This is a genomic window from Mesorhizobium sp. SARCC-RB16n, assembly GCF_008520305.1.
In the GTDB taxonomy this organism is placed as follows: domain Bacteria; phylum Pseudomonadota; class Alphaproteobacteria; order Rhizobiales; family Rhizobiaceae; genus Mesorhizobium.
This window is the reverse complement of the sequence record NZ_ML703254.1, coordinates 21,717-46,775: the sequence shown is the minus strand read 5'-3', so window position 1 is coordinate 46,775 and position 25,059 is coordinate 21,717. Positions and strand designations below refer to the sequence as shown.

Sequence of the window (25,059 nt, the reverse complement as noted above, 5' to 3'; positions counted from 1 at the left end):
GGGATGCTTTTAATGGTCGCTCAGTGCTGTCGCCACCCTCACGGATTTGCCATATACAACGGACCTGATCTGAGGTTCGGAGATTTCGTGCTCGGGCCAGAATCTGGCCTTCTTGCGCTGCAGTAGCCTTGGGGTGTAGTAGCCAATTCCCGGCGTTGCGACGCTCAGCGGCGTGCCGATCTTGGCGAAATTCAGCTTGAAGTGATAGCCGGATTTCACGACGACGAAATCCTGGGCAGCGACATCGATGCCCTGGCTTACAAAGGCTGCCGGGTCGTGTGTGAGGCCCGGCTTGCTTGTCAGAAGGATGCTTAGCCGGTCATCGACAACGAGCACCGCGGTACGCCCGAGTGACGACTCTTCGCCGGCACCGAACGGGCCCGTTATCACGAAGCGGCCGTCACCTACGTCTGCGACAAAGCCGGAAACCGTGAGAGGCGCGAACCCCGGTGTCATGCGGCCGCCAATGTCGAGCGTGACATGCGCGCCGGGCCTGGCCGTTGTGGCGGTCTCGACACTCTCAGGATCAGTCAGAGGTATGGCACCGCGCAGGCGATCGCCCCGAGCCAGCGCGCGTTCAATGATAGCAATGCTGTCGCCAGGCGCTCCGGCCAGAACCCGATCGCCCATGTCGGCGAGAATGTATGGGCGCCGGCTGGCATCTCGCGCAACGAGATCAAGGGCACCATCGATCGTAAGAAGATCGTCCCGAAAGTGCTTGCGCCAGGACCAAAAGAGCTGGGCGAGTTCCGTCGCAACCGCATGCGCCAGCCTACTCGGACCATCCGTCAGCACGACCACTGCCTGGCCAATATCGGCGTCGTCGGCATGAGGATAGACATTGAACAGGGAGATGTCCCGGATCTGCGGATGCCCCTTGGCAAGGGCCCGCGCACGCGCATGAAGCTCGGCAAGCGGGCCGGCACCGGTTTCAGCAGCACCCGGCAGGATCATGGGTACCTTGGCCATGGTGAGAACCGGCTCAAGCTCACCATCGAGAACGGCTGCCACGCAGTCGACAACGCGCTCGCCACAGGAAACCACGTCGGAATGCGGGTTCTCCTTGCATGCAATGCAGATGTCGACCGACCGCAGCATGGAATGCGTGACGTGGGCGTGCAGATCGAGGCCGATACCAATCGGAACATGCGATCCAACCGCCTCGCGCAATCGCGTAAGAAGATCCCCTTCCGCGTCGGGAAGTTCGGCCGTTGCCATGGCGCCATGCAATTCAAGCGCGATGGCGTCGTATTTCTCCTGGCGTGCCAGAGCGATCAGCCTGTCGCGAATCTGAACATAAAAGTCGTGATCCACGAGACCGCCGGGTGGAGCAACGGCCGAAACCGTGGGGACCGCCTCGTAACCAAGTTCCTCGGTCCGATTGACGATGCCGCCAAGGGTGGTCCCGGACAGCCTTGCGTGTGCAATCAGCCCTTCGCCCTGCCTGATTTCGAAACGGTCGCTCGAAGTAATCTGCGGGCTAAAACTGTGCGATTCATGAAAGAAGCGCCCGACTAGGATACGTGGACGGGCGAATTGTTTCCTGGGGCGATGTTTCGGTTCGGGCATAGTTCTCGCTCCAATTTGTCTCACACTTCGGGCGCGACGGCGCAATTGACGCCCAGGTGCTTCAGCCGAGGCGGCCGTTCCCGCTGCGCTGTCGCGCGATCTCGATCGAGCTCATGAGGACGAGCGAGACCAGGGTGAGAACGGTCGAAACCGCCGCGATGACCGGCGTCAGATTGAAATCGATGTCTTCGAACATCTTGCGCGTGATGGTCTTGCCCTCGATCCCCGAAATGAAAAAGGCGACAGTTGCCTCATCGAAAGAGGCGAGGAAGGCGAAGACGGCACCCGCGGCGACGCCGGGCCGTATATTCGGCAGCACGACATGAAGGAACGCCTGCAGTCGCGTGGCGCCGCAATTGAGCGCCGCGAGCTCGAGGTTCTGGTCAAAGCGCTGGAGGGCAGCGCTGACCGTGATCACCACATAGGGCACCGCGAGCATCGAATGGGCAATGACGAACCCGTAGAAACTGCCGGTCAGACCAAGCGGGGCGAAGACTAGATAGAGCGCCACGGCTATGACGATGTGGGGAACGATCAGGGGAGCCAGGGTGAACGCCTGCAGGAACTCCTTGCCAGGCAGCCGGCCCCGAACCAAAGCGACGGCAGCAAGCGTTCCGATGACCGTGGCCGACATTGTTGTCGCAACCGCAATGCGAACGCTGAACCAGGTCGCCGCCATCCAGTCCGGATCGCTGAAATACGCCTCGTACCACTTGAAGGTGAGCCCCCGTGGCGGGAACTCAATGTAGGGTGAGGTGCCGATGGACATCGGGATGACGATGAGCGTCGGCAGCAGAAGGAAGAACAGGATCAGCCCGATCGCCAGCGCTGCCAGAAATGCAGCCGCACTGTTGACGATATGGCCTTTTCCTCGAACGGCACGTTCAGAAAGAACTAGGTCAGCGTTAGCCAAGTTTGAACCCCTTGTTGAATGCCAGCGTGCGTCGGAAGACAATGACCAGAAGGAGCGTGGCGAGCAGCAGAATGGCGGCCAGCGCTCCTGCGAACGGCCAGTCAAGGAGTTCCGTCGTCTGCTGGCCAATCAAAGTAGACATCATGAGCGTGCTTGGCCCGCCAACGAGCGCTGGCGTGATGTAGAACCCGAGCGACAAAATGAAGGTGATGAGCACTCCTGCCGTCACGCCGGGAAGGCTCAGTGGCAGCGTGACGCGAACGAAGGCCAGGAGGCTGCCGGCACCGAGATTGCGCGCCGCCCTTACAAGGTCGTCGGGAATGTTGCGGACCACTGAATAGATCGGCAAGATCATGAAGGGCAGCAGCACCTGCGTCATTGCCGCGATCACGGCGCCTTGTGTATAGAGAAGCCGCAACGGCGTGTCGGTCAGCCCTGTCTCGATCAGTGCATTGTTCACGACCCCATTGCGCTGGAGGAGCACAATCCATGCATAGGAGCGAACGAGAACGCTCGTCCATAACGGGATGAGAACGCAAGCGGCGATCAGTATTGCCGCGCGCCCTGGAACGCGCGCCATCGCCAGAGCCACGGGATAGCCGAGCAGCAAGGCGAGAGCGGTAACGACGAAGCCGATCTCGAACGTCCGCCGCAGGACAAGCAGGAACAGCGGCTCCTGCAGGATGCGCGCGTAATTCGCAAACGACGCTTCCGGAACGAAGATACTGCCCCAAAAGAGCTTTCCGACCGGATAAAGGAAACCCCCGACGAGAAGCAGGACAAGTGGACTGACGAGAAGCAGCGACAGCACCGGCCCATATTCCCTCGCCGAAGTTGGGCGGCTCCCAAGAGAACCCTCCGCGGACGGTTTGGCGTGCATCGTCACTGCCTCCGATCAGGAAAGACCTGCACTGCCTGGCTTGGTATGGTCAGGCCGACGCGCTCGCCTTCTTGCGGATACGCCATGCCATGATCCGTGCCGGCCTGGACATGGACGAGCTCGCCTCCGGCAAGCCGCACCAAAAACGTGCGGAATGAGCCGACAAATATTATGGCCTCAACGACGCCGTTGAGCGGCGGCCTATCGCTGTCTCCCAGACGCAAGATTCGTATCTGCTCCGGGCGCACGGCCAGACGTATTTTGTCGCCTGGCCGGGGCGGCGACGGCAGGGTGGGCGGGCATTCTTTCAGGTGAATGAAGCCGCTTTGGCCAAGGCCGAACTCCAGACCGGTTCCGTTGCAGCTGTGACAAACAGCTTCCAGGAAGTTCGTCTTACCGACGAAATCGGCCACAAATGGCGTGGCGGGGTTGTCATAGAGCGCGATCGGTGAACCGATCTGCTCCAGCGAGCCGTTGCGCATCACTGCGATACGGTCCGACATGGTGAGCGCCTCCTCCTGATCGTGAGTCACATAGATGACGGTCACACCCAATCGCCGCTGCAGGCGCTTTATCTCGATTTGCATCTGCTCACGCAGCTTCTTGTCGAGCGCGCCCAGTGGCTCATCCATGAGAAGTACGGGCGGCTCGAACACCAGAGCGCGCGCCACCGCAACGCGCTGTTGTTGGCCACCCGACAGCTCGCTCGGCAGACGTTTGCCAAAGTCTTGAAGTTGCACCAGCGCGAGGGCGTCGGCGACGCGACGCGCTATCTCGGCTTTCACAACTTTGCGCATGCGCAGCGGAAAGGCGACGTTGTCGGCTACCGTCATGTGGGGAAATAGCGCGTACCGCTGGAACACCATGCCGATATTGCGCCGGTTCGGCGCAACATAGGTCACGTCCCGATCGCCAATCCGGATCGCGCCCTCAGTTGGCATCTCGAAGCCGGCAATCATCATAAGGAGTGTCGTCTTGCCGGACCCTGATGGTCCCAGCAGCGAGAGGAACTCGCCGGAACGAACCTCGATGCCCAGCGCCTTCACGGCGCGAACCGCGCCGTACCGCTTGCCTAGCCCCTGAACCGAAACACTTGCTCCATCCACTGCTCGGCTACCTCCAAAAAGTCCCAAGTTCAGGGACAACATCTTAGGATTGCCAAGGCCAAGGGTTCCGGCAGTCCTGGCATTCAGAAAACAGTTCAGCTTGCGATCCATGTGCTCCAGAGCTGCAAGACCTTCTCGCGGTTTGCAGCAAGCCATCCGCGGTCGACACGAACGATGTTTGACCAGTTGGCTGGCTGCAGCACGCTTGAAAGCTTGGCGTCCGCTGGCAGGAAATCGAGGGCTCCGCGCTGGGCCGTCGAGCCGAAAGACTCCGCCGCGAATTCGGCATGCGCTTTCGGTCGCGTGTAGATGAAATCGAGCAGCGCAAGCGCGGCGTTTGGATGCAGAGCCGCTCTGGTCACGGCCCAAAACGCCGCGTCCAGAGGCGCACCGTTCCAGGTGATGCCGAGCGGAATTCCCTCGCTGCGCAGCCGGAAAGCGCGGCCCGAAAACAGCATAGCCATCGCCACTTCGCGCGTGCGAAAGATCTGCTGGCTCTGGTCGCCACTCTTCCACCATACAGTGACGTGCGGCTTGATCTCGTCCAGCTTGCGAAAGGCGCGATTGATGTCCAGCGGGAACAGCGCATCTCGGCTCACGCCATCCGCCTCAAGCGCCGCAATCAATGCCCACCACGGATTGCCGATGTTCGGCAGCGCCCTCGGTCCAGGGAAGACCTTCACATCCCAAAAATCCGCCCAGCTTGCCGGCTGTGCCTGGCCTTCGGGAAAGCTGCGTTTGTCGAAAGCAAGGACGCCGCCTCCGATATCAAACATCACGCCCTCGCGCAGACACGAACCGTCGACACCCTGGCTGACAACGTCCGGCAAGCCGGCGCAATCACCAAGGTCGCGAAGCAGGGTCGTGACGTCTGGGGCGAGCGAGTCGATCGAAAGGGTAATGACGTCCCATTCGACCTTTCCAACCGATGCCATCGCCTTTAGCTTGGCGAGCTTCTCGCCATAGCCGCCGCCGGTGGCGACCACCTCTATGCCCGTGGCTTCCGTGAACGGTAGATAGAAGTGTTTCTTGACAAGATCCCCATAGGCGCCGGTGCCGCCGGCCACCACCACTTGTCGCTCGCCAGCCTGGCGTGCGCGTTCGACGAGTTCATCCAAAGGGGCAGCCATGACAAGCTCGGGCCATGTCAGGCCAACGCTCGCGGCCGCCACCGCCTCAGCGGCTAGGCTAAGCATTTTGCGCCTGTCTATCGGCGCTCCCTCGATTTGCAATTTGCCCATTGTCCATCCTCCCGGTGCTGCGTGGCTGAATGTGTCGTCCTTTTTAAAATATGAAATTTGGTGTAACAAACCATTCATACTTTTGTCAAGCCGCCGAAACCCTCGTTGTCGCCCTCTGGCGCAGGGCACGCCCCAAGACTAGGGTTTAGCCGCAATTTCGCAGCGAATCGGGCGGGGGGCTCATAGCTTCTCGATCGCACGCATGACAGGATGGATGGTTCACCGATGTTTGCTGCGCCAAAAAAAGGGAAGGAAGCGCTTCTAGGCGATCTTGCTCCGATTGATCGGCACAGCAGCCTTGGCGAGAGCGCCTACGCGACCTTGAAAGACTCGCTTATTCGAGGAGCGATGCAGCCAGGCACCAAGCTTACGCTTCGTTCGGTCGCCCAAGTCCTCGAGGTCAGTACCACGCCGGCACGTGATGCCATCACACGGCTGATCGGGGAGGGAGGACTGATCAACGCCGGCCCCAAAACCGTCATCGTGCCTTATCTGAGCCTTCCAGACCTCGACGAGATCACGGCAATTCGCCTTTCCTTGGAGGGCCTGGCGGCCGAGCAGGCCACCAACCACGTGACCGAGGCGGAGATCCACGAATTGGAAAACCTACAGGAGCGCATCAATCGTGGCCTGGACGAAGGGCGATACACGGATGTGCTCGATGCCAACAAGGATTTTCACTTCCTGATCTATCGCCGCTCCGGCATGCGTCGGCTCGTTACCATCATTGAATCGTTGTGGCTTCGCATGGGACCGGCGTTTAATGGCCTCTATCCGGAGTTCGCGCAGTCGCGCACGGGCGTTTCCAACCATTTGTGGGCTTTGCGAGGATTGCATGACCGCGATCCCGCGGCGGTGCGAGGGGCAATCGAAAACGACATCCGCAGCGGCTACCGGCGCTTGTCCTCGCAACTCGCTGCTGTCGGGGAGCAGGGTGGAGAATCGCGTTCCTAATTTTTTTGTTGCATCAAATTTCAAAATCTGCTTTTCCTCACGCCGTATTCCTAAGGCCGCATCGCTCGATGCGGCGACCGATCATGGAGGCGAGGTGTGGTCCCTGTCCCGGCCAGTTCACGAAGGATACAAGCAGCCGCGTCCTCATGTGGACCGCTTTCACATGCGTTGTTTGAGCGCGCTCATGCCGTCTTCCCGGATGGCACGACACGCGTCACCATCGAACGGGATCCGGTTCCCCGCTACATTGCCCGCGCAGAGGGAGCCTATCTGATCGATGTCGACGGAAGACGCTTCCTCGACCTCAATCTGAACTTCACCACGCTCATTCACGGGCATGGTTTTGAACCGGTGCGCGCAGCTGTCGAAAGCCAGATGAGGAACGGCACCTGCTTTGCCAACCCTACGGAGGCGGAAGTCGAGCTCGCCTCCCTCTTATGCGCCCGCGTGCCTCGGCTCGAGCGCATCCGCTTCGTCAATACAGGCACGGAAGCCGTCATGTTCGCCATCAAGGCAGCCCGCGCGTTCACCGGACGATCCCGGATCGCCAAGATCGAAGGCGCCTATCACGGTGCCTATGATTGGGTGGAGGTCGCTCAGACAAGCGTGCCGGATAACTGGGGACCCCCGGATCGCCCGGCGGCGACGCCTTATTACCGCGGCATGCCGGCTTCGGTGCTCGACGAGGTGGTGGTGCTTCGGTTCAACGATCCAGCTGGAGCGCGTCAGTTGCTGTCGCGGCACGGCAGTGACATCGCCGCCGTGCTGATCGATCCGATGCCGAGCCGTGCCGGACTGATCGCTCCCGCACCGGAATTCGTTTCCGCACTCCAGGAAACGGCACGCGAGCACGGGATTCTCATTATCAGCGATGAGGTCCTCAATTTTCGTCAGGACTATCGCGGCGCCGCGGCGCGCTATGGCCTACGGCCGGACCTGTTCGCCTTGGGTAAGATTATCGGAGGCGGCTTCCCGATTGGAGCGGTCGGTGGTCTGGGTGACGTCATGAGCGTGTTCGACGGCAGCCGCGGCCGCCCGTTGCTTCCGCAAGGGGGGACATTTTCCGCGAACCCGATCTCGATGGTGGCTGGCCACGCCGCGATGAACGCCCTCGATCAAATTGCCTTCGCCCGGCTTGAACGGTTGGGTGACGGACTGCGCGGCCGTTTGGTGGACGCCATTGCACGGGCTAATGCGCCGCTTAGCATTACCGGGGCGGCTTCGCTCTTCCGCCTTCACCCGAAGCCGACGCCTCCGCGCGAATTCCGGGAAGCGCATTTGAGCCCTGCCGAAGCCAAGGTCCTGAAAGAGATGTCGCGATTTTTCGCGGCGCACGGCATCGTTCTGCCAGTTGGCGCGGCGGCCTGTCTTTCGACGTCCATGGGCGACGCGGAGGTCGATGCGATCGCCGCCGCCCTTGAAACATTTCTTGCCGAAAATTCCGCGCTCCTTGAGGAGATATCGTAATGTCCATGCCTTGTGCCGAAACCGTCGCCATGCGTATCGCCAAGGCCTTAAAACGCCACGGCGTTGAGCTCATTTTCGCGCAAAGTCTTCCGTCGGCGGTCATCCTGGCGGCCGAGGCGGTTGGTATTCGCCAGATCGCCTACCGCCAAGAGAATATGGGCGGCGCAATGGCCGATGGATATGCCCGACGATCCGGCCGCATTTCCGTGGTCGCAGCCCAGAACGGCCCGGCGGCTACGTTGCTGGTTCCGCCACTCGCCGAAGCGCTGAAGGCAAGCGTGCCAATCGTGGCGCTCGTCCAGGAGGTGGAGCGCCCCTATCTCGATCGCAACGCTTTTCAGGAACTCGATCACATAGCCCTGTTCCAGGCCTGCGCCAAATGGGTCAGGCGCATCATTACCGCGGACCGCGTGGATGACTATGTCGATGCCGCCTTCGCAGCGGCGGGCAGTGGTCGGCCTGGTCCAGCAGTGTTGTTGCTGCCCGCGGATTTGTTGCGGGAGATTGCGCCCGAAACTGGGCATCCGCGCCTGGCGGCGCTCGGCTCATGGCCAATCGACAGATCGCGCCCAGGCGATGCAGCCATTTCTGCGGCAGTGGAGCTGCTGGCAGAGGCGCGCCAGCCTGTCGTCATGGCCGGCGGCGGGGCCCTGACGACCGGTGCTCCGCAGGCGCTTGCTCGCCTGCAGGACTTGGCAAACTTGCCCGTGATGACGACCCCCATGGGCAAGGGGGCCGTGGATGAAACCCACCCACTTTCGCTGGGCGTGCTTGGCCCGCTCAACGGGCCAGGATCATTGGGGCGCCATTCGAGACGCTTTCTGGAAGAGGCGGATGTGATCCTGCTTGTCGGGACGCGCACCAATCAGAACGGAACTGACAGCTGGCGCTCGATTCCCCGCTCCGCCCGCATCATTCACCTCGATGTCGATCCAGTCGAGATCGGCCGTAACTACGAGGCGCTCCGTCTCGTCGGCGATGCGGCGGAGACGCTGGTAGCCCTGTCGGAGATGCTCAATTGCCGTGACCTTTCGCATCGCCTGGCGGGACGCGATCAACTGGAGGGAAAAATCGCGCAAGTGCGTGCTGCGTTTGAAGCAGATCGCGGCGCGATTTTGGCGCGCAACGCTGCGCTGCTTCGCCCTGAGCGCATCATGATGGAGCTCCAGAGCTGCCTTACGCCCCAGACGACGGTGGTGGCGGATGCCAGCTATTCTTCGATGTGGGTGGTCGGCCAACTCACCGCCTTGAAAGCGGGTCAGCGCTTCCTCACGCCGCGTGGCCTCGCCGGTCTTGGCTGGGGGCTGCCCATGGCCATTGGCGCAAAACTCGCTGACTTCGACGCGCCCGTTATCGCCTTGGTCGGCGATGGCGGATTTGCCCACTCCTGGGCGGAGCTTGAAACAATGGTACGCCTTGGCATCGACCTCACTGTCATCGTCCTTAACAACGGCGTCCTCGGCTATCAGAAGGATGCCGAAACCGTGAAATTTGGCCAATACACCAGCGCTTGCCACTTCGCACCGGTCGACCATGCCGCGATTGCCAGCGCATGTGGCTGCAACGCCATAAAAGTCGAACATCAGGAGGACATTCTCCCCGCGCTTCGACGCGCACTTTCTGAAGACGGACCCTGGTTGATCGACATCGTCACGGACCCCGATGCCCACCCGCCGTTGTCTCTCTTTGATGGAACACTCGACCGGTCTGAACCGTCTCGCGCTCTCATGGAGGAGGTCTGATGGTGGAGCTCGGCGACGAGATACCGGTTGCTGTCATCACCGGCGCCTCAAGCGGCATAGGCTTTGCAAGCGCCGATGCCCTCCTGCGGGCCGGCTACCGTGTGGCCTTCTTCAGTCAGCAGCCGGATCGGGTTGCGACATCCACCCGCGCCTTGGCCGGTTCTTATGGGAACGAGCGCGTACGATCCGCGGTTGTCGATCTACGCGATCCAGAGGCCGTGCGTGGATTCTTCACAGATCTCAAAGCGGATTGGCCGGGGCCGGCGGTCCTCGTCTGCAATGCCGGATACTCCCCGAAACGCAATGGCGGGCGCGTTCCCATCGAAGAAATCGACCTCGCCGAATGGCACGAAGTCTTGGCGATCAATTTAACAGGTGCGCTGGTTTGCTGCCAATGCGTGCTGCCTACCATGGCCGAGCGTCGATACGGGCGCATCGTCTTCATCGGTTCGCTCGCCGGTCGAACGATGCCGCGGATCGCTGGCGCCGCCTACACGGCATCCAAAAGCGGCCTTGTCGGCCTGGCGCGCTCTATCGTGAGCGAATACTCGCAATTTGGCATCACGGCCAACACGATTACGCCCGGTCGCATCGTCACCGATATGGCGGGTCCCACGGAGTCGCCCATCAACAAGGAATCGCTGGCGCGCATACCCATTGGCCGTCTAGGTCGGCCAGAGGACGTTGCTCGCGCCGTCGCGTTCCTAGTGGCGCCGGACGCCGACTTCGTGAATGGCGCGGTGCTCGACCTCAACGGCGGTGAATTCACGCCGCCGTAAGTCCTTTAGGTCGCCTTCGACACCGCTGATCTATCTCGGAACCGTATCATGCCCATCTCAACCACCACCTTCAAAGAACCGTCCGAGTCAGGGCAACCACAACGCTGTGATCTCATTGTCCACAATGCCACGATCCTCACGATCGATGCGCATAATCGCGTCGTTGTCGACGGCGCCTTTGCCGTGCGAGACGGGCGCATTGCCGCACTCGACGCCCAAGCGCGGATCTTCGGCCATTACACCTCGGATACGCTGTACGATGCGAACGGTGGGGTGGTCCATCCGGGCTTCATCGACCCCCATGTCCATATCTCCCAATACACGGCGCGCAGCGTCCTGCCCTTGATGGAAGGGACCTCCGTTACGATGGGGCACTGGAAAGGCGCGCTGACGCCCGAAGATGAGCATGCGAGCGCGCTTCTGGCCTCTCTCGACTACCTGAAATGTGGGTATACGGGGTTCGTCGATCCCGGCACCATTTTTTCGCCGGACGCGGTCGCGGCTGTCGCGGACGAAGCTGGCATTCGCATCTGGCTCACCGATCCCTATGTCGCTGACGGTGCCGAGGCGCTGGCCGAAAATCTGCCTGAACTGGTCAGCCCGAATTTTCTTGCGCGCTGGCCAAGAACTCAGGACGAAGCGCTGAAGAGACTGGGGTCGCAGCTTTTTCGAAACAGAGATCCGGATAGCCTGGTAAAGGCTTTTGTGGGTCTCTACGGCGAGGCGACCGACTCGCCAGAACTCTACAAAGCCGCATTCGACCTAGCCCAGGGTCATGGTGTGCGGCTGCAAGAGCATCTTGGATACCTTCCCGCCTTTCAGCGCAAGCGGGAGCTAATGCTGAGGCGGCCGCTGCTGAAATGGTTCGAGGAACGCGGCTTCCTGGCTCCGCATGTAACTTTTGTCCACATGAACCTGGTTCGCGAAGACGAGATTTCCCTTCTCTCCAAGCATGGGGTGCGCGTTGTCTGGTGCCCATGGGGCCAGTTGCAGATGCTCGGGCAACCCGATGCACAGGCGCGCATGGTTGAACTGCAGCGGTCGGGCGTGGCCGTCGGCATTGCAAGCGACATCCCCCGGGTCGCGGATTTCGACGCGCTCGGAACGCTGGCGATGTCCGCGGCCGCGGCTTCTGGACGGCCGGCAACGCCACGTGAAATCCTGCGGATGCGCACCCACGGTGCCGCTGCAACCGTCGGCGCCGAGGGAGATCTGGGCAGCCTTGAGCTCGGCAAGCGCGCCGATTTCGTCGTCCGGTGCCCCACCACGTCCGTCAATTTCGGCTTCGATCCAGCGCTTGAAATGGCTGTGATAGGCGGTCGCGACACGGTCGAAGCCGTGTTCGTCGGCGGCCGCCAAGTCGTTGACCGCGGGCAGGTCGCCAATCTGGACGCGGGCGCCATTGTCGCCGACGCGCATCGATCGGCACGATCGCTCGCTTCCCGAATTGGCGTTCGCGCCTGAGGCACTCGTTAGGCAAGGCCAATGCGGGCGGCAAGTCCGCGCACCGAATCCCGGGCGCGAGAAATCACGGCATGATCGTCGGCGCGCAGGACCTCGCCCTGGCTTACGACGCATTCGCCGTTGACGAAAACGAACTCGATACTGTTGGCATCGGCAATGACCGCGAATTCCAGGGCGTAATCGCGCCCTAGATTTTCGGAGACGTCTGGCCTGCGGACCACGAAATCGGCGCGCTTTCCGACTTCGAGGCTGCCGAGCTCCGAGGCGGCGCCTACCGTGGCCGCGGATCCACTCGTGCGCATGCGCAGGATTTCGCGGCCCGACGCAGCCAGGCCCGTTGCCGCGGCAGTGACCGCGGCCAATGATCCGAGGCCGCTGAAATGGACAGCGCGAGGAATGTCGCTGGCGATGCCGACCTTTACGCCTGCGCGGTGCAATTCCACCATCCGGCCTTCGGCGCCGCCTCGGCCGAGCATTTGAAGTTGCCCGTAAGGGCACCATACGATGCCGACCTCATGCGCCGCCAGGATCGGGACGTCGCCGCCGTGGACAGCGTTCATGTGCACAAAGGTGACATGGCCGTTGAGAAGGCCCTCTTCGGACATGTGCTGCATCATGCTTACCCCAAATGCGGATTCCCGCTGACGGTATGGGAGGGGCGAGTAGCCCAGATGCTCCTGCATCTGCACGCCGTGCTGGCGGGCGAGGTCGAAGGCGGCGCGAAACAGCCCTTCAGAATCCGTGCCTTCGCCATAAAGACCGATAAAGGCCCTCACGAGACTGTTCCGCTCTTTGTTCCGAAAAAGTTGAGAGCCCAGGCGGCGAAAGGCTTCCTCCTGATTTTTCGGCCAGCGGGCAAGAAACGAATCGCTGACAAGTTCCGGAAAGTGCTTCTTGAGCTCCACGCCGGCGTCAGCGACATAAGGGTCGGTCAGCCATATGCGAATACCGAATTCTTCCGCCACCGACGCGACTGCGTCCGGCGAGAAGATCGTCCCTGGGTCGACGAAACCGGTGTAACCGCTCTTGAGGTAGTCCATGGCTGCCAGGGCTGCGCTGGCGTGCTCATCTTCTGGCGTAAGCGCGCTCTTCCAGTCACCCATCGTCACGCCGGTTCCCTCCATGCAGGAGAGAACGCTGCGAGAAGTGTACTGGGAAATATGAACGTGAGCGTCGATGAATCCTGGATGGACAATACCGCCGCCGGCATCGAGGAACCGCCGGGGATTGTACCTGGCGAGGATGTCCTGAGCGGCGCCGACGGCAGCAATCGCGCCGTCACGAACCGCGATGGCGCCGTTCGCGATAACCCGGTCCGCTTCATCGACCGTCAGAAGCACTGCGTTGTGAACAACGAGATCGCAAACCTGCTTCTCACCGATGTCCGTGGTGACCATGTTCATGAGTTCTCTCCATGTTACAGGCGAACGGGCGCCCGAGTTCAGCTCGCATGCCTCCCGGATCCACTGGTCTTCAGGGCGACTCCGTACTGGCTTGGGCGCACGTCGTAGAAGCCCTTCACGCGGTCGCCATGTCGTCGATCTTCGACGTGGCTGAACCCAATCTTTTGCGCCGCGCGAACAGCACGCTCGTTCTCCGGCCGGATCAGCGCGACCACGCGCTCCAGACCGAGTTCCTCGAATGCGTGGCGCAGGATCGCCCGGCCGAGTTCTGGGCCGAGCCCGCGACCGACAATATGGCCAAACAGGCAAAGGCCGTATTCGACATCGCTCGTGTCCTCGAAGCGGCGCAAGCCTGCCCGGCCGGCGAACTCGCTTTGCTCCTGTAAATTTCCTCTCAGGAACACCGAGAAAAAGCCGAAGCCGTTCTGCTGCCAGTCACGCACATATAGCTCGACCTTTTCGCCCGTGCTCTCGCGCGATGGAGGCTCTCCGGAAAACAGCGATTGCACGACAAGAGGATCGGTATGAAGGCGATGAATGGCTTCGAAGTCCGACATAGCCACGGGGCGCATGGAAAGTCGTGGCGTCTCAAGCACAGGCATGATCGTTCTCCCTAAAAGTCGGGTCACAATTTTCGTGATATCAATCCGCGCGCAATGAAGACGCTCGCGATTACCGGCGTCATGAATGCGATCTGGTCTAGATCTAATCTTTCATCCAAAAATACCGCGCCAAGCGTGATGCTTGCAGCCGGAACAAGGTAGTGATGCATGCTGGCGAAGGCAGGCCCGCTCAGTCTTATCAGTCGATAGTAGGCGACGTAGACCACTGCCGTGGACATCACGCCAAGCAGCAGCAGGGCTGTGAGAGCGGGAGCCGTCGGGGCGATCGCCCAAGGACGCTCGAAGGCCAGGCTCAGCGGCAGCAGCATGGGAATGGCGCAGATCATCACTGCCGTTCCCGTCACGATGGCATTTGCGTCCTTCAGCCGGGCCACCGAGCTACTGGATAGAGCATAGCTTGCGGCTGCGGCAAAAAGGGCCAGACGCGGTGCCGCGCTCGCGTTCGAGTGCAAAATGGATCCCGCGGAATGGCCCAGGAATGCGGCTAGACCGAAAAAGCCAACCAATAGACCGAAGACGGTCGCGCTCGACGGCCACTCGCGCTGCGAAACATGGGCAAAGAACGCTGCGAAGAGAGGGGTAGTGGCAACCAGGATCGCCATTTCGCGGACCGGCACGGTCATCGATGCCCAAGCGATGAGATAAAGGGGAAGAGCGTGGCCGAACAGCGCAATCCGGGCATAACCGGCCCATGAACCGAGCTTCGAGGGAAGCGAGCCCGCACGGCTGAGCCTCAGCCAGACGAGCAACACGGAGGACGCGATCAGGAGCCTTGCCGTGGCAAGCGTCGCTGGCGGCACATCGACAACGGCAATCTTAATCAGAAGATAGGAGCCCGCCCACCAAATGGAGACGAGGGCAAGCAGGCAGTAGGCCAGGAGCGAAAAGCGGTCGCTCGCAGCGGCAAGGGCGCTCTTCATGTCCGTCATTCTCCAGCCTCATGCGACGGCGGGGGAAAGCGCTGTGTCTGCAAGCCTGGCCAAAGCCCGACCGAACCGGACGACCAGCGCTGCGATCTCGGCGTCAGCCATGGGAGTGGAGAGGGCGCCCAGACCGATGCGCGAAAGCAGAACCCCTTCGTCGCGACAGAACGAGATCAACTGGGAGAGGCGCTGCCTTTGCTGCCAGGCATGATAGGCGCTTGCGTAGTCCTTCACGTCCCTATCACCGATGAATATGCAAAACAGAGAACCGGCGCCGGTAACATGACCTCCTATGTCGGAGGCGGCGAGCGCTTGGTTAAGTTCAGACCGCGTTTGTGCTCCGAGAGCATTGAGCCGCTCGATCTCGACTTCGGTCAGGGCGCGCATGGCGGCAGCCCCCGCCACCATACTCAGTGGATTGGCGGTGAAGGTGCCGGCCTGTGAGACGGGCGGTTTGCCACGGCTGGGGTCAAATACCCGCATCGTCTCGGCTCGGCCGGCAACGGCGCCAATCGGCAGGCCGCCGCCAACGATCTTGCCGAAGGTGCATAGGTCCGGTTCAATCCCGTAGGTGGCGATCGCCCCGCGATAGCTCAGCCGGAAACTCAGAACTTCATCCGAAATGAGCAGAATTCCGTGGCGGTCCGTGAACTCGCGCAGAAAACGCAGATATGCGAGATCAGCGGGCACAAGCCCGACCCGCGATGGAAGCGGATCGATGATAACGCATGCCAGCGTCTGCTTGTGGCGCTCCAGGACCAGCTTCGTCGCAACAACGTCGTTGAACGGAATGACAATCACTTCGCCCAAGACGGACTCCGGGGTCCCTCGGTTGTATGCCTTTGCTTCTGCGGCTCTCGTTTGCCAGTCGGCAGGAGCGGGATCCAAACTCGTTTCCACAAAGTCGTGATTGCCGTGATAGGCGCCTTCACACTTGGCGATCTTCGGGCGCCCGGTGATGGCGCGTGCTGCCTTGATGGCCATCATCACCGCTTCCGATCCGGTGTTTGTAAAGCGCACCTGCTCGAAGAAGGGCACTCTTGCGCAAACGATCTCGGCGAGATCGATCTCGCACTCAGTCGGATTGGCGAAACTGAGCCCCTTGCCGATTTGCGCCGCGAGGGCCGCATTGACATCGCTGTGGCCATAACCGTGGATCAGCGCCGTGAAATTGTTCTGGAAATCCAGGTAGGAGTTCCCGTCGATGTCGGTCACATACGCTCCCTTTCCTGCTGCCAGATAAAGCGGAAAGGGCGTCTCATAGACGCTGCTGCGCGTGTTGCCTCCTGGCATGACCTTCTTGGCACGCTCATGCGCAAGGCGGGAGATCGCAAGTTTGTCATGGCTGGCCATGATTCGAACCTCCAGTAGTCAGTGTCGTCCGGATGAGACTTCGTTCGGAGAAGAGCTGCCTCGATGTGAGCCGAGTTGTCGGCTTCGATGATGTGGGTGGCTCAGGCCGCAGTCAGTGTTTGTTGTCCGTAGCTCAGGATCTTGGCGCAGAGCCGTTCTAAGTCCGTCAGGTCATGGCTTGCGGTCAGGCAGATCCGTATGCCGGCGTGGCCGTGGGCAACCGTCGGGAAGAATGTCACGGAGGTGTAGTAGCCCTCATCGAGCAGCCGCTCGGCGAAATCGATGGAGGCGAGTTCGTCGCCCACCTTGATCATACGAATGGGCAAGGGTGTGTTGCGCTGATCCGTATCGATGCGCTCGTCGAAGAAGGCAATGCGCTCTGCCAAACGGCCTTGGCGCGTCTGGAGCTCGGTGGTGCGGTGAATGTCGGCCGAGGCGAGGGCGGCGCCGATGGCTGCGACGTTCGGCGAAGCCGAGAACGCATGTGGCATCGAGTAGCGGCGAAACAGAGTTTCCTGACGCGCCGTTCCAAGCATGAGCATGCCACCCGACGCGCCGAAGCCCTTGCCGAGCGAGGCCGCGACGATGGTCCGCTCGCCGAGGTCACGCGGCAATAGCGAGCGCGCAAAGCCTTCACCATTGTCGCCAAACAGCGAAATTCCGTGCGCGTCATCGATGTAGAGAAAAAGCCCGTACTTCTCCTGCAATTGAAGAAGCCCTCCGATCGGCGCGAAGCCGCCCATCGAATAGACGCCGTCGCACACATAGGCGACGACCGGATGCTTACGGCAAATCTGCTCCAAGGCATCGAGATCGTTGTGAGAAATTGCCTCGACTTGCGTCTCCTCCGCCACCACTGGCTTGTGGAAGGCAAGCGAGGCATGGGCAAGGCGGTCGAAGACCATCACGGGTCTCTGCCCGCGCGTCAGATGGCCGGAGGCAATGATAGGCAGCGCGCCCATATTGGCGACCATGACCGTTGAATACGCAATGACGCGTGCCCGAAAAAGTTGGGAAAGCGTCTCCTCAAGATCGCCTATGAGTGCGAAGTTCAGCCGCGTACGCGCACACGACCAGTGGAGTGCTCCATACTGTTCTATTGCGCCAATTGCGCCGGCGACGATGGCTGGATGATTGTCCAGGCCGAGGTAGGAACAACGCACGTAGTCTGTGATGGTATTGCCTCTGCGCTCCCCTCCCGTCAGCGATATAGCCCTCCCCGGCACAGAGCGGCCATAAACGGCCATGAGCCCGCGGCGGTGAGCCTCTTCGAAATACAATCGCGTCCGATCGATCACCGAAGCGGTGTTGCGGAAACGACCGGTGCGCCCACCGCCTGAAGCCTCTGTTGTTTTCATCGAAAATTTCCTTTCACAAATTAGAAATTGTAGAAGGAGGCTAGTCAATCCAGTCGGTTTATTGAAAAATCTTTGTTAAAGCTGGTAATACGCTAAAATCTGTATTTTGTGCGTGAATTAATATTAAGAGTTTTTGCGTGATCGTTGAATAATTGTGGCGGCAGGCGTCACAATTGCGCTGGAAAAGGCTTGAGGGCGGGCCATCCATCAAAACAAACCATCACGATTTTGGCAGCAGACCACCATCCCATTCAGCCGTTTACGGCGAATGGCTATTTCGAGATCTTGGGGTGCGAACGCAGATGTGGCGCTATCTGTAGAAAAGGACCTTGCCAGTAGGGACGAGTTGTCGGCAGAAGTCGTAGTCGGCGATGTTCCGAGTCAACAGGACCAGCCCCGATTTCGATGCCTGCAGATAAAGAGTGCAGTCATGCAGGCAGCGCAGCTTCCGGTCGTTTTGGTAGCCTTGCAGGCGACAGAGCACCCCACTCATAATAGCAGCGCGGCCTAGGACGTCGGCATCGGGCGTAAGGATTCGGTGCCCGGGCATCGATCGGATGAGCTCGGACAGGGCCTTATGCACGGCTGCGGTGCGGGGATCGTCGGGCTTCAGGACACCAAGCGTATGGGCCAACTCCTGGATGCAGACAGATGAATGGTTATTGTGCCGAGCGTCCATGATCTGCTTAACCAACGCAGGGGCTCTGCCTTGGAGCCTGTCGATGTACACACAGGTGTCGAGCAAGAGGGTCTGCCCACCGAGCTCGCCCTCGTTCACGAAGGGCAGTTGATCATCAGGTCGGCGAGCAAGTGTTTTGGTTGGAAAGCCACGCAGCGAGCGAAGGGCTGCTTCAACATCGAATTCTGACACTCAAACCTCAATCAGAAGCCGAGCTTGATGTCTGGATCGATGGTTCCCGCGAGCTTGTTCATGGTTGCGGGAAAGTTGTCCTCGAGCGCAACATTCGCGAGAGCGAATTCAAGCAGCTCGGTGTCGCCCTCAATACCCGTCTGGCGCTTGGCCTGCTCGATGAGGGCATGGCTCAAACGCGCGGTGATCCGCTCGTCCTTAGAGCCGATCAGGCCTTTGCGAATGGCAGCACGAAGCGTCTGCCGAACGACAAACTTCTGCTCGCGCGGCATGTCGTTGTTGGCGAGACTCCGGGTGCGCTTCTTTTTCGCGACGAGGCGCTGCTGCGGAGCCGTCGATGACGACGGCCTTTTCAGCGTCTTGGTCATACCACTATCTCCCCGTTGTTAGCCATTTTCGTTATTTTGTCGAACATAACAGATGCGAGCAGCCGTGTCACTTGCGAACTCGTTTTGATCGCTGAAGCGCCAGCAGGCGCTTACCTCCGGTCGCCCCCAACGCGACAACGGTTCTGTCGCTCAGGGACCGTTCTTGTAATCAAGCATGTAGCCTGCGGACCGGACCGTCCGGATGACCCCACCAAGGCTAAGCCTCAGCAGCGATTTGCGCAGCCGGCTTACATGCACGTCTACCGTACGGGCGCTGACATGAATATTGTTTGGCCAGGCAACGGCGATCAGGTCCTCGCGACTGAAAGTTCCGCCTGGATTTTCGAGCAGGTGTCGCAACAAACGGAATTCGATCGCGCCGAGCTGGATTTCGCTTTCACCACGCCGGACACGAAAGCTTTCGGAGCGCATCTCCATGTCGCCGAAGATGAGAACGCGGTGGCCGACATTGCTGCGAGCCTCCGCCGTTCGCTTCGAGCGCAGGGAGGCAATCAGCTTTGCCGGTACCAAAGGCCGCACGAGGCTGTCGTCCACGCCTGCTTTCAAAAGCGCGATATGCTGGTCTTCCGCGCCCGGTGCGATTAGCGCGATAGTCAATACAGCGCGGGTCGCCGGGTCCTGCTTCAGTCGATCGCACAACGCGGCAACCGGAAGCCCGCCTCGGCGACAGTCTAAAATGATGGCTGCGGGCGACGTTTCCCTGGTCCGTTCCGCCGCCTCCTCGACATTGCCGGCGAGAACGGTTTTGTATCCGTCGAGACTTAGGATGTAATCGAGGATAATATAGAGTTCTGCGTCTTGTGAGCAGATAATCGCCACAGGTTCCATCGGCATGCCCGCTCCCAGTCGAAGGCGAGCGGGTCCTGACATGCGAGAGCGCACGGGCGTTCTCTTCTCGCCGGAACTCTGCCACCCTCTCTGGTTAACCAGCTAATAGATGACACAGTCAGCGCCCACGGTTAGCGCAATCGGCGGCAGCGGCATAGGTGGTAGAATTACCACCTTCTCGGAACGATTTTCCGGGTCCGGAACACTACCTGCGATTTGCCTTTGCAGCATCGATCTGAAATAGTCACTGACGCCAGTGGGGCTTAACGGCATCGATGCCGCGCCTCAATCGCAAGGCCAGGGACGGCACGAAACGTCCGGGCAAACGCCCGAGACTGTGGCTCATTTCCGTGGGTTTCAACGTCCGGCCTTAAGGCTCCCTCCGCCCGCGCCGGACGCAACCCGCGGGAGATTTTGGCATGGCACAGAACGATTACGAGGACATACTGGCAGGCGGCAATCCGTTGACATTGTGGCATTTCGGCAGTCCCTCTGAAGCTGTAGATGCGGCTGTTGGCCTTTACGGTTCGAAGGCATCGCTCGCAGCCGCGTCCGCGGCCTTTACCGCGCGCTATGCCGGTCGCGAGGACGATTTTCAATTTTGGTTCACTGTCTTTTCGCAACTAAGACAGCAGGAGAGAGATGAGCCTCCAATGCAGAAAGCTCGCCGGTCGGATGATGTTGGGCCGGCCGCTCCGTAACCACTGCGGCAAGGAAGACTAAAGACGCATCTCGCCCGATTATTGTTGCAGCATCGAGGCCTGTGCAACTTCAGCTTGCGTCATAGCTTCCATAGGCTAAAAATAATTCCAGCGGGCTTACATAACAAAGCTCCCGTAGTTTCCGTGGCGTTCATGCGAGGGAGCGAGGCAATGAATACCGCGCAAGTGCTTCACAACGCACTGCAGCTGGCTAACGCCACCAGCATGGAGGCACTAGTCGGCCTTTATCGCACGGCAATCGACCATTTCGGGTTCAGCCACTTCATAGTCACGGGCTTGCCGGGCCGCGGGCAGCGTTTCGAAAATCTGGTTCTAGAGCGCTTCTGGCCTGAAGACTGGATGTCGCACTATGTCTCGCGCGATTATATCAAGCGCGATCCGGTCGCGATTGCTTCCAATGTGCTCAGCACGCCCTTCACCTGGAACGAGGCTAGGCTACGCGCCAGTGCGTTAGGCCCCGCCAGCGACCGCATCATGATGGAAGCAGCCGATGCCGGCCTCAGGGACGGCGTATGTGTACCCATTCCTGTGCGCAACGCGCTCGCCGGCTGCATTTCGCTCGCAGGAGAAGTGCCGATCACCGAGACAAATGCCATCGGACCCCTGAACGTTCTTTCTCTTACCTTCGCAAGCAGGCTCCAGTTGCTGGTCGACCATAAGCGCCGGCCTAAAGGTTTGATGCTTTCGGAGCGAGAACGTGAAGTTCTGATGTGGGTGTCAGAGGGCAAGACGGCATGGGAGATTTCCCGGATCCTCGGGATATCCGACTCCACTGTCAACAAGCACATCGCCGGCGCCATGCGGAAAACGGGCTCTGTCACCCGCACACAGGCCGTCGCCAGGGCTTTAACCGCGATGGAGATAGCCGGCTGAACGGAGCCTGTGCGTCAATGGCTAAGGATGGCCATGGCGGCGCAGGTGCCTCACGGTGAATGTCGCTCCAACAGGAGTGGCAGCCATCATGATTCGCCTCATCACCGGGAGCGCCGACCCCCGCCATCAGGATCTCCTTGAAGAGCACTACAGGTTGCGTCACGAGATATTTGTTGGCGAACGCGGGTGGTCAGCGATCGCCCGACCCGACAGGCGCGAGATCGACGCTTATGATACGCCGCAGACCATTTACGTGCTCGCGCTCGACGACGGTGGCGTCGTCGGCGGATACAGATTATTGCCGACGACCGCCCCCCACCTTCTGCAGGATCGTTTTTCACATCTGGTCGACGGACCGGTGCCGCGTGGGCGCGAGATCCACGAATGGTCGCGGTTCTTCATAAGAGAGGGCTATCGCGGAGGAAGTCTCTTCCGGCAATTGATCGGCTCCGTCCCAGGGGCGTGCCAGCTCCTTGGCATAACCAGTCTCACCAGCGTCATTGAGCCTGAATGGCTGTCACGCTTCGACGCCGCCCGCTTTCGCTACCAACTGCTTGGGTCGTTTGTCGAAACCGCCGGCATGCAACTCGCCGCAGCGCAGATCGACATTCAGGAGGCTTCGGCGTCGGGCCGCGCAATCGGCTGGGACAGCTGACATTCATGCGAAACAGACCAGCGCGACCTGCCACGCAACCAATGATCTATGTTCGGTCGCGATCGATTGTCGCGAGATCGCCTATTCGTGAATGAACCAGCAATTCAAAATACAGACTTTGTTCAGACGTCTTGGCAGACTTGGTGGCATGGCTTGGTGTATCGAGCTGCATCGACGCTCGCTGCTAAGTGCAAGTTGGTTCTCCAGGCGAAGGGATAGGCTCGGCACCAGCGCCCTGCATAACATTGCGATCTTGACCGGGTTAAAGATTAGTCGGTTTCTCGAACGGACCGCGTGGCGACATCTGGCTCAGCGTCAGGCTCGCACCATGTTAGAGGCTGAGCAAAAATCCCTCTACGTGATCGCTGCGATATTCGCGCGACCAAAAACAATGCAGGACGGCGATGTCTCCGAAATCGTCGCTAGCGTGGCCAAGTTCAAAGGGCGACTCGGTGAATTGCTAGGAAAAGTTGGCCGATAGCACTGCGAACCGGCCGCCTCAACTTCGTAGTTGCGATCGAAGTGCGCTCGGATTGGGATCGATGGCTAGTGCCGTAGATTGAACCAATGTCTCGCTGCCGGCCCGCTATCGGCCGGAATGTCGAAATAATAGGGGTCGTCACGTACTGGCCTCACGATCGAGGCCGTCTCGCGGCATCCGTCGCGTCGACCGCAATCCCCGCTGTGTTTGACGCAGAGATTCGGCTCGCTGCGGCTTCCATGCCGGACTTCGCTGTGCCCCACGATCCAACCAGCCGGGCAATCGGCGTATTTTTCATAGCCCGGTTTGCCGGTTCCAGCCTCGGGACAGGTCGGCCACGAAAACCCCCAACTGGCCATGGCGGCAATAAGCCGTTCCATTGGCGGGTGGCAGGCGGGGACCCCGTGCCAGGAAGGACTCGTGGACGATGCACATAGCAAAACTTCGCATCCCCATTCGCTAGCCACTGAAGGTGAAATGACTGCCATCGCCGCGACCGTGGTGATGGATTTGATGAGCCGCATGATCCTGCCTCCTGAACATGCACAATTTACCGGTCGGTTTGCGTCGGTCGTTTCCGCGCGTCTATGAACGGCGGAGCGATCTCGCGCTTTCGTTCCGACAGCAGATTGAAGTCGGCGATCGGTTGCCTTTGCAGCGTTCGATCGACTGCCCCGGCGCGCCACTCATCCATGTCGAGGACGTAGGTGGCCCACATGCCATGGCGAGCGGCCATCGCGTAGTTTTGCCAACGGACGTACCCCGGAGAGGAGGAGGAGTTTACCCGTGCCCAGCCAACACGGAGCATTTCGACAGCGACGTCGTGTCCACGCGCGGAGCAAGTCCCATATAGCCGCCGTCTGAATCGAAAGCGTTCGCCGTGCACGTCACCCGGCTATCGCTCACCGTGCGTTTCAGCCAAGCTCTGGCGAGGGATCCGCACGGTACGGGCTTGAGGGTGCTCTTGCCGTATCGCGTAGGATCGAAGGTCCATTGCGGCAGTTCGCAGGCATCGATACCGGCGAGGCGGACTTTTTGCGCTGATCGCGGGAACCAGAGAGTGCGCCCATCGATCACCGCCACCCGACCGACGATCATTCTTGAAACAGACTCGTTGATCGCCTGCGGCGCCGTCTCCAGCCCAACGGCGTCGGCTGGCCAGCAAGGGGAGGGTAAGGCGACTGACGTCGCGAGCAGCCAAGCCAACCAGGTCGTTCGGGTTCTCATCGGTCTCTCGAATTTCCCGCTGCGGCACGGCCAAGCAAGATTGCGGGGTATTGCACATCCTTGAACTGCCAGAGACCGGCATGTTTTTCGCGGGCGACCTGCTCGGCAACGGCATAGGCGGGAGAATAGGGCAGGCCGTCTGGCTGCAGTGCCGCAAAAGCGTAGCCAGACGTAACCACCAGATTGCCGAGATCCAGCCGGTCGGCGCCGACCGAGGCGTAGCAGACAACGTGGGCGACGTTGCCGATGGTGGCCACGGGTGCGCAAACGGGCCTGGTATCGGCAATGAATGCCGCCAGGACGGCCAAAGAGGCTTCGCCGCAATCGGCGCGATGGCCGGATCGATCCGTATAAAACGTGCCGCGCAGGCAGGCTTGGACGCCGTAGAGATGGTATCTCACGCCGCCATCCGTCCAGCTGTCGCCACTTTCGAGTGCCACCCCGGGCCGCAGATCAAAATACCCTGCCGGCGCGGTGGCGGCAGGCCCCGAGAGGGAAACGGCGATGAGGACGGCAAGGACCCTCATTGGGCTTTGATCCTGGGATCGGCCCACATACCGTACCCGCCGCGGCCGATCTTTTCGGCTTGTTCGAGATCGGGCCGCGCGAGACTGCCGTCCGCCTTCTTTGCGATCCGATGCGTACCAAGCGAGACGAGCTGCTCCTCGAACATGTCGACCGTGTCGAGGCTGCCGGGGTAGTTGTAGTAGCCATAGCAGGTCGCATCCTGGACCGGGGCGTTGGCTTCGCTGACGAAGGCCCGGCAATAGATAACCTTCGGTGACTTCAACAGCGTCGAGAGCCCACGCTCGGCATAATCAGCGCAGCTGCCGGCGAAATTCTCACGGCGGTTCACCATGTTCCCGTCGCACGGGTCGATGCCGAAGAGATGAATTGTGATCTTGTCGTTGGCCGCGAAATCGGTGGGCGAGACCGCCTTGAACCCGCTTGCTGAAGCGAAGCCCGTGCGGTCGCCCACGCCGCCCGTGCCGTCATAGTACTCGATGACCAGCACCGTCTTTCCCGGTGCCGCAAGCGAGCGAATGTAGGCCTGATCGACAGGTCCGGCTGCGAGAGCCGGCATAGCCATCGCCAAGGAAAGACCAAGGCTGCAAAGGCATCGTTTCATACCAACCATCCTCCGCAATCGCGTAGTCGCTGATCGCAATCTGCTCTTTTCGCACGCTTGCTGCAAGAAAAAATCATGGGCAAATTGACATTCTTTTTGTTCTGTCATA

At 60.4% G+C, this 25,059-nt stretch carries 24 protein-coding genes; 9 read left to right on the top strand and 15 right to left on the bottom strand.

From position 1 onward, the window contains the following. Positions 1 to 9: 9 nt before the first annotated feature. The 5 genes from C7I87_RS02260 to C7I87_RS02240 form a co-directional block, all read right to left on the bottom strand. The gene (locus tag C7I87_RS02260; protein WP_149902671.1) at positions 10 to 1,569 is read right to left on the bottom strand and encodes a M81 family metallopeptidase; all 1,560 of its coding nucleotides are present in this window, start codon (positions 1,567 to 1,569) and stop codon (positions 10 to 12) included. Between the two features lie 61 nt (positions 1,570 to 1,630). Beyond that, on the bottom strand, positions 1,631 to 2,428 hold the full coding sequence (locus C7I87_RS02255; RefSeq protein WP_246696158.1) for an ABC transporter permease: 798 nt from the start codon (positions 2,426 to 2,428) through the stop codon (positions 1,631 to 1,633). Positions 2,429 to 2,474: 46 nt separating this feature from the next. After that, on the bottom strand, positions 2,475 to 3,362 hold the full coding sequence (locus C7I87_RS02250; protein WP_149902670.1) for an ABC transporter permease: 888 nt from the start codon (positions 3,360 to 3,362) through the stop codon (positions 2,475 to 2,477). A 2-nt stretch (positions 3,363 to 3,364) separates the two neighbouring features. Then, complete coding sequence (locus tag C7I87_RS02245) at positions 3,365 to 4,468, bottom strand: ABC transporter ATP-binding protein (protein ID WP_149902780.1); 1,104 nt, start codon at positions 4,466 to 4,468, stop codon at positions 3,365 to 3,367. Between the two features lie 95 nt (positions 4,469 to 4,563). Next, complete coding sequence (locus tag C7I87_RS02240) at positions 4,564 to 5,838, bottom strand: extracellular solute-binding protein (protein WP_149902669.1); 1,275 nt, start codon at positions 5,836 to 5,838, stop codon at positions 4,564 to 4,566. A gap of 96 nt (positions 5,839 to 5,934) precedes the next feature. Between C7I87_RS02240 and C7I87_RS02235 the strand changes: the two genes are divergently transcribed. The 5 genes from C7I87_RS02235 (at position 5,935) to C7I87_RS02215 (ending at position 12,115) form a co-directional block, all read left to right on the top strand. Further along, positions 5,935 to 6,663 carry a GntR family transcriptional regulator gene (locus C7I87_RS02235; RefSeq protein ID WP_149902668.1) on the top strand — a complete coding sequence of 243 codons (729 nt, stop codon included), beginning with the start codon at positions 5,935 to 5,937 and terminating at the stop codon, positions 6,661 to 6,663. A 96-nt stretch (positions 6,664 to 6,759) separates the two neighbouring features. Beyond that, positions 6,760 to 8,130 (top strand): aspartate aminotransferase family protein, encoded by a 1,371-nt coding sequence (locus tag C7I87_RS02230; RefSeq protein ID WP_149902667.1) that lies wholly within the window; start codon positions 6,760 to 6,762, stop codon positions 8,128 to 8,130. Between the two features lie 5 nt (positions 8,131 to 8,135). Next, positions 8,136 to 9,872: an acetolactate synthase catalytic subunit gene (locus tag C7I87_RS02225; RefSeq protein ID WP_149902779.1), complete on the top strand. Its 1,737-nt coding sequence runs from the start codon at positions 8,136 to 8,138 to the stop codon at positions 9,870 to 9,872. Then, positions 9,872 to 10,651 (top strand): 3-oxoacyl-ACP reductase FabG, encoded by a 780-nt coding sequence (fabG, locus tag C7I87_RS02220; protein ID WP_149902666.1) that lies wholly within the window; start codon positions 9,872 to 9,874, stop codon positions 10,649 to 10,651. Before C7I87_RS02225 ends, fabG begins: the two co-directional genes overlap by 1 nt. Positions 10,652 to 10,699: 48 nt before the next feature. Continuing rightward, positions 10,700 to 12,115 carry an amidohydrolase family protein gene (locus C7I87_RS02215; RefSeq protein WP_149902665.1) on the top strand — a complete coding sequence of 472 codons (1,416 nt, stop codon included), beginning with the start codon at positions 10,700 to 10,702 and terminating at the stop codon, positions 12,113 to 12,115. 8 nt (positions 12,116 to 12,123) lie between these two features. Here C7I87_RS02215 and C7I87_RS02210 read toward each other — a convergent pair whose 3' ends face one another. The 8 genes from C7I87_RS02210 to C7I87_RS02175 all read right to left on the bottom strand — a co-directional run bounded on the left by C7I87_RS02210 (position 12,124) and on the right by C7I87_RS02175 (position 19,869). Continuing rightward, the gene (locus C7I87_RS02210; protein WP_149902664.1) at positions 12,124 to 13,518 is read right to left on the bottom strand and encodes an amidohydrolase family protein; all 1,395 of its coding nucleotides are present in this window, start codon (positions 13,516 to 13,518) and stop codon (positions 12,124 to 12,126) included. Between the two features lie 38 nt (positions 13,519 to 13,556). Then, complete coding sequence (locus C7I87_RS02205; RefSeq protein WP_149902663.1) at positions 13,557 to 14,120, bottom strand: GNAT family N-acetyltransferase; 564 nt, start codon at positions 14,118 to 14,120, stop codon at positions 13,557 to 13,559. Positions 14,121 to 14,143: 23 nt separating this feature from the next. Continuing rightward, entirely contained in the window at positions 14,144 to 15,070 is a 927-nt protein-coding gene (locus C7I87_RS02200; protein WP_149902662.1) for a DMT family transporter, read from the bottom strand. 9 nt (positions 15,071 to 15,079) lie between these two features. Beyond that, positions 15,080 to 16,417 (bottom strand): aspartate aminotransferase family protein, encoded by a 1,338-nt coding sequence (locus C7I87_RS02195; protein WP_149902661.1) that lies wholly within the window; start codon positions 16,415 to 16,417, stop codon positions 15,080 to 15,082. A gap of 101 nt (positions 16,418 to 16,518) precedes the next feature. Then, a complete protein-coding gene (locus C7I87_RS02190) occupies positions 16,519 to 17,775 on the bottom strand; it encodes an aminotransferase class I/II-fold pyridoxal phosphate-dependent enzyme (RefSeq protein WP_149902660.1) in 1,257 nt (418 codons plus the stop codon). A 310-nt stretch (positions 17,776 to 18,085) separates the two neighbouring features. Beyond that, complete coding sequence (locus C7I87_RS02185; RefSeq protein WP_149902659.1) at positions 18,086 to 18,646, bottom strand: type II toxin-antitoxin system VapC family toxin; 561 nt, start codon at positions 18,644 to 18,646, stop codon at positions 18,086 to 18,088. A gap of 11 nt (positions 18,647 to 18,657) precedes the next feature. After that, the gene (locus C7I87_RS02180) at positions 18,658 to 19,014 is read right to left on the bottom strand and encodes a hypothetical protein (RefSeq protein WP_246696143.1); all 357 of its coding nucleotides are present in this window, start codon (positions 19,012 to 19,014) and stop codon (positions 18,658 to 18,660) included. 150 nt (positions 19,015 to 19,164) lie between these two features. Further along, positions 19,165 to 19,869, bottom strand: a complete 705-nt coding sequence (locus tag C7I87_RS02175; protein ID WP_246696142.1) for a response regulator transcription factor — start codon at positions 19,867 to 19,869, stop codon at positions 19,165 to 19,167. Positions 19,870 to 20,282: 413 nt separating this feature from the next. On the opposite strand from C7I87_RS02175, the gene C7I87_RS02170 reads away from it, so the two are divergent. From C7I87_RS02170 to C7I87_RS35050, 4 genes are all read left to right on the top strand, one after another. After that, complete coding sequence (locus C7I87_RS02170) at positions 20,283 to 20,564, top strand: hypothetical protein (RefSeq protein WP_149902657.1); 282 nt, start codon at positions 20,283 to 20,285, stop codon at positions 20,562 to 20,564. 171 nt (positions 20,565 to 20,735) lie between these two features. Further along, positions 20,736 to 21,458 (top strand): autoinducer binding domain-containing protein, encoded by a 723-nt coding sequence (locus C7I87_RS02165; protein ID WP_188393693.1) that lies wholly within the window; start codon positions 20,736 to 20,738, stop codon positions 21,456 to 21,458. Between the two features lie 88 nt (positions 21,459 to 21,546). Then, a complete protein-coding gene (locus C7I87_RS02160; RefSeq protein WP_149902655.1) occupies positions 21,547 to 22,113 on the top strand; it encodes an acyl-homoserine-lactone synthase in 567 nt (188 codons plus the stop codon). Positions 22,114 to 23,014: 901 nt separating this feature from the next. Beyond that, positions 23,015 to 23,185 carry a hypothetical protein gene (locus C7I87_RS35050; RefSeq protein WP_188393691.1) on the top strand — a complete coding sequence of 57 codons (171 nt, stop codon included), beginning with the start codon at positions 23,015 to 23,017 and terminating at the stop codon, positions 23,183 to 23,185. A gap of 632 nt (positions 23,186 to 23,817) precedes the next feature. On the opposite strand, the gene C7I87_RS02145 is transcribed toward C7I87_RS35050, so the two are convergent. Together C7I87_RS02145 and C7I87_RS02140 are read right to left on the bottom strand one after the other, a co-directional pair. Continuing rightward, complete coding sequence (locus C7I87_RS02145; RefSeq protein WP_149902653.1) at positions 23,818 to 24,348, bottom strand: thermonuclease family protein; 531 nt, start codon at positions 24,346 to 24,348, stop codon at positions 23,818 to 23,820. Further along, positions 24,345 to 24,950, bottom strand: coding sequence for a hypothetical protein (locus C7I87_RS02140; RefSeq protein WP_149902777.1), 606 nt, complete (start codon positions 24,948 to 24,950; stop codon positions 24,345 to 24,347). The genes C7I87_RS02145 and C7I87_RS02140 overlap by 4 nt, the downstream gene beginning before the upstream one ends. Positions 24,951 to 25,059 lie beyond the last annotated feature (109 nt).

Coding starts and splice junctions, on each gene's coding strand:
- C7I87_RS02260 (WP_149902671.1), bottom strand. CDS start 1,569: ATGCCCGAACCGAAACATCGCCCCAGGAAACAATTCGCCCGTCCACGT.
- C7I87_RS02250 (WP_149902670.1), bottom strand. CDS start 3,362: ATGCACGCCAAACCGTCCGCGGAGGGTTCTCTTGGGAGCCGCCCAACT.
- C7I87_RS02235 (WP_149902668.1), top strand. CDS start 5,935: ATGTTTGCTGCGCCAAAAAAAGGGAAGGAAGCGCTTCTAGGCGATCTT.
- C7I87_RS02225 (WP_149902779.1), top strand. CDS start 8,136: ATGCCTTGTGCCGAAACCGTCGCCATGCGTATCGCCAAGGCCTTAAAA.
- fabG (WP_149902666.1), top strand. CDS start 9,872: ATGGTGGAGCTCGGCGACGAGATACCGGTTGCTGTCATCACCGGCGCC.
- C7I87_RS02215 (WP_149902665.1), top strand. CDS start 10,700: ATGCCCATCTCAACCACCACCTTCAAAGAACCGTCCGAGTCAGGGCAA.
- C7I87_RS02210 (WP_149902664.1), bottom strand. CDS start 13,518: ATGAACATGGTCACCACGGACATCGGTGAGAAGCAGGTTTGCGATCTC.
- C7I87_RS02205 (WP_149902663.1), bottom strand. CDS start 14,120: ATGCCTGTGCTTGAGACGCCACGACTTTCCATGCGCCCCGTGGCTATG.
- C7I87_RS02200 (WP_149902662.1), bottom strand. CDS start 15,070: ATGACGGACATGAAGAGCGCCCTTGCCGCTGCGAGCGACCGCTTTTCG.
- C7I87_RS02195 (WP_149902661.1), bottom strand. CDS start 16,417: ATGGCCAGCCATGACAAACTTGCGATCTCCCGCCTTGCGCATGAGCGT.
- C7I87_RS02190 (WP_149902660.1), bottom strand. CDS start 17,775: ATGAAAACAACAGAGGCTTCAGGCGGTGGGCGCACCGGTCGTTTCCGC.
- C7I87_RS02180 (WP_246696143.1), bottom strand. CDS start 19,014: ATGACCAAGACGCTGAAAAGGCCGTCGTCATCGACGGCTCCGCAGCAG.
- C7I87_RS02175 (WP_246696142.1), bottom strand. CDS start 19,869: ATGCCGATGGAACCTGTGGCGATTATCTGCTCACAAGACGCAGAACTC.
- C7I87_RS02170 (WP_149902657.1), top strand. CDS start 20,283: ATGGCACAGAACGATTACGAGGACATACTGGCAGGCGGCAATCCGTTG.
- C7I87_RS02165 (WP_188393693.1), top strand. CDS start 20,736: ATGAATACCGCGCAAGTGCTTCACAACGCACTGCAGCTGGCTAACGCC.
- C7I87_RS02160 (WP_149902655.1), top strand. CDS start 21,547: ATGATTCGCCTCATCACCGGGAGCGCCGACCCCCGCCATCAGGATCTC.
- C7I87_RS02145 (WP_149902653.1), bottom strand. CDS start 24,348: ATGAGGGTCCTTGCCGTCCTCATCGCCGTTTCCCTCTCGGGGCCTGCC.
- C7I87_RS02140 (WP_149902777.1), bottom strand. CDS start 24,950: ATGAAACGATGCCTTTGCAGCCTTGGTCTTTCCTTGGCGATGGCTATG.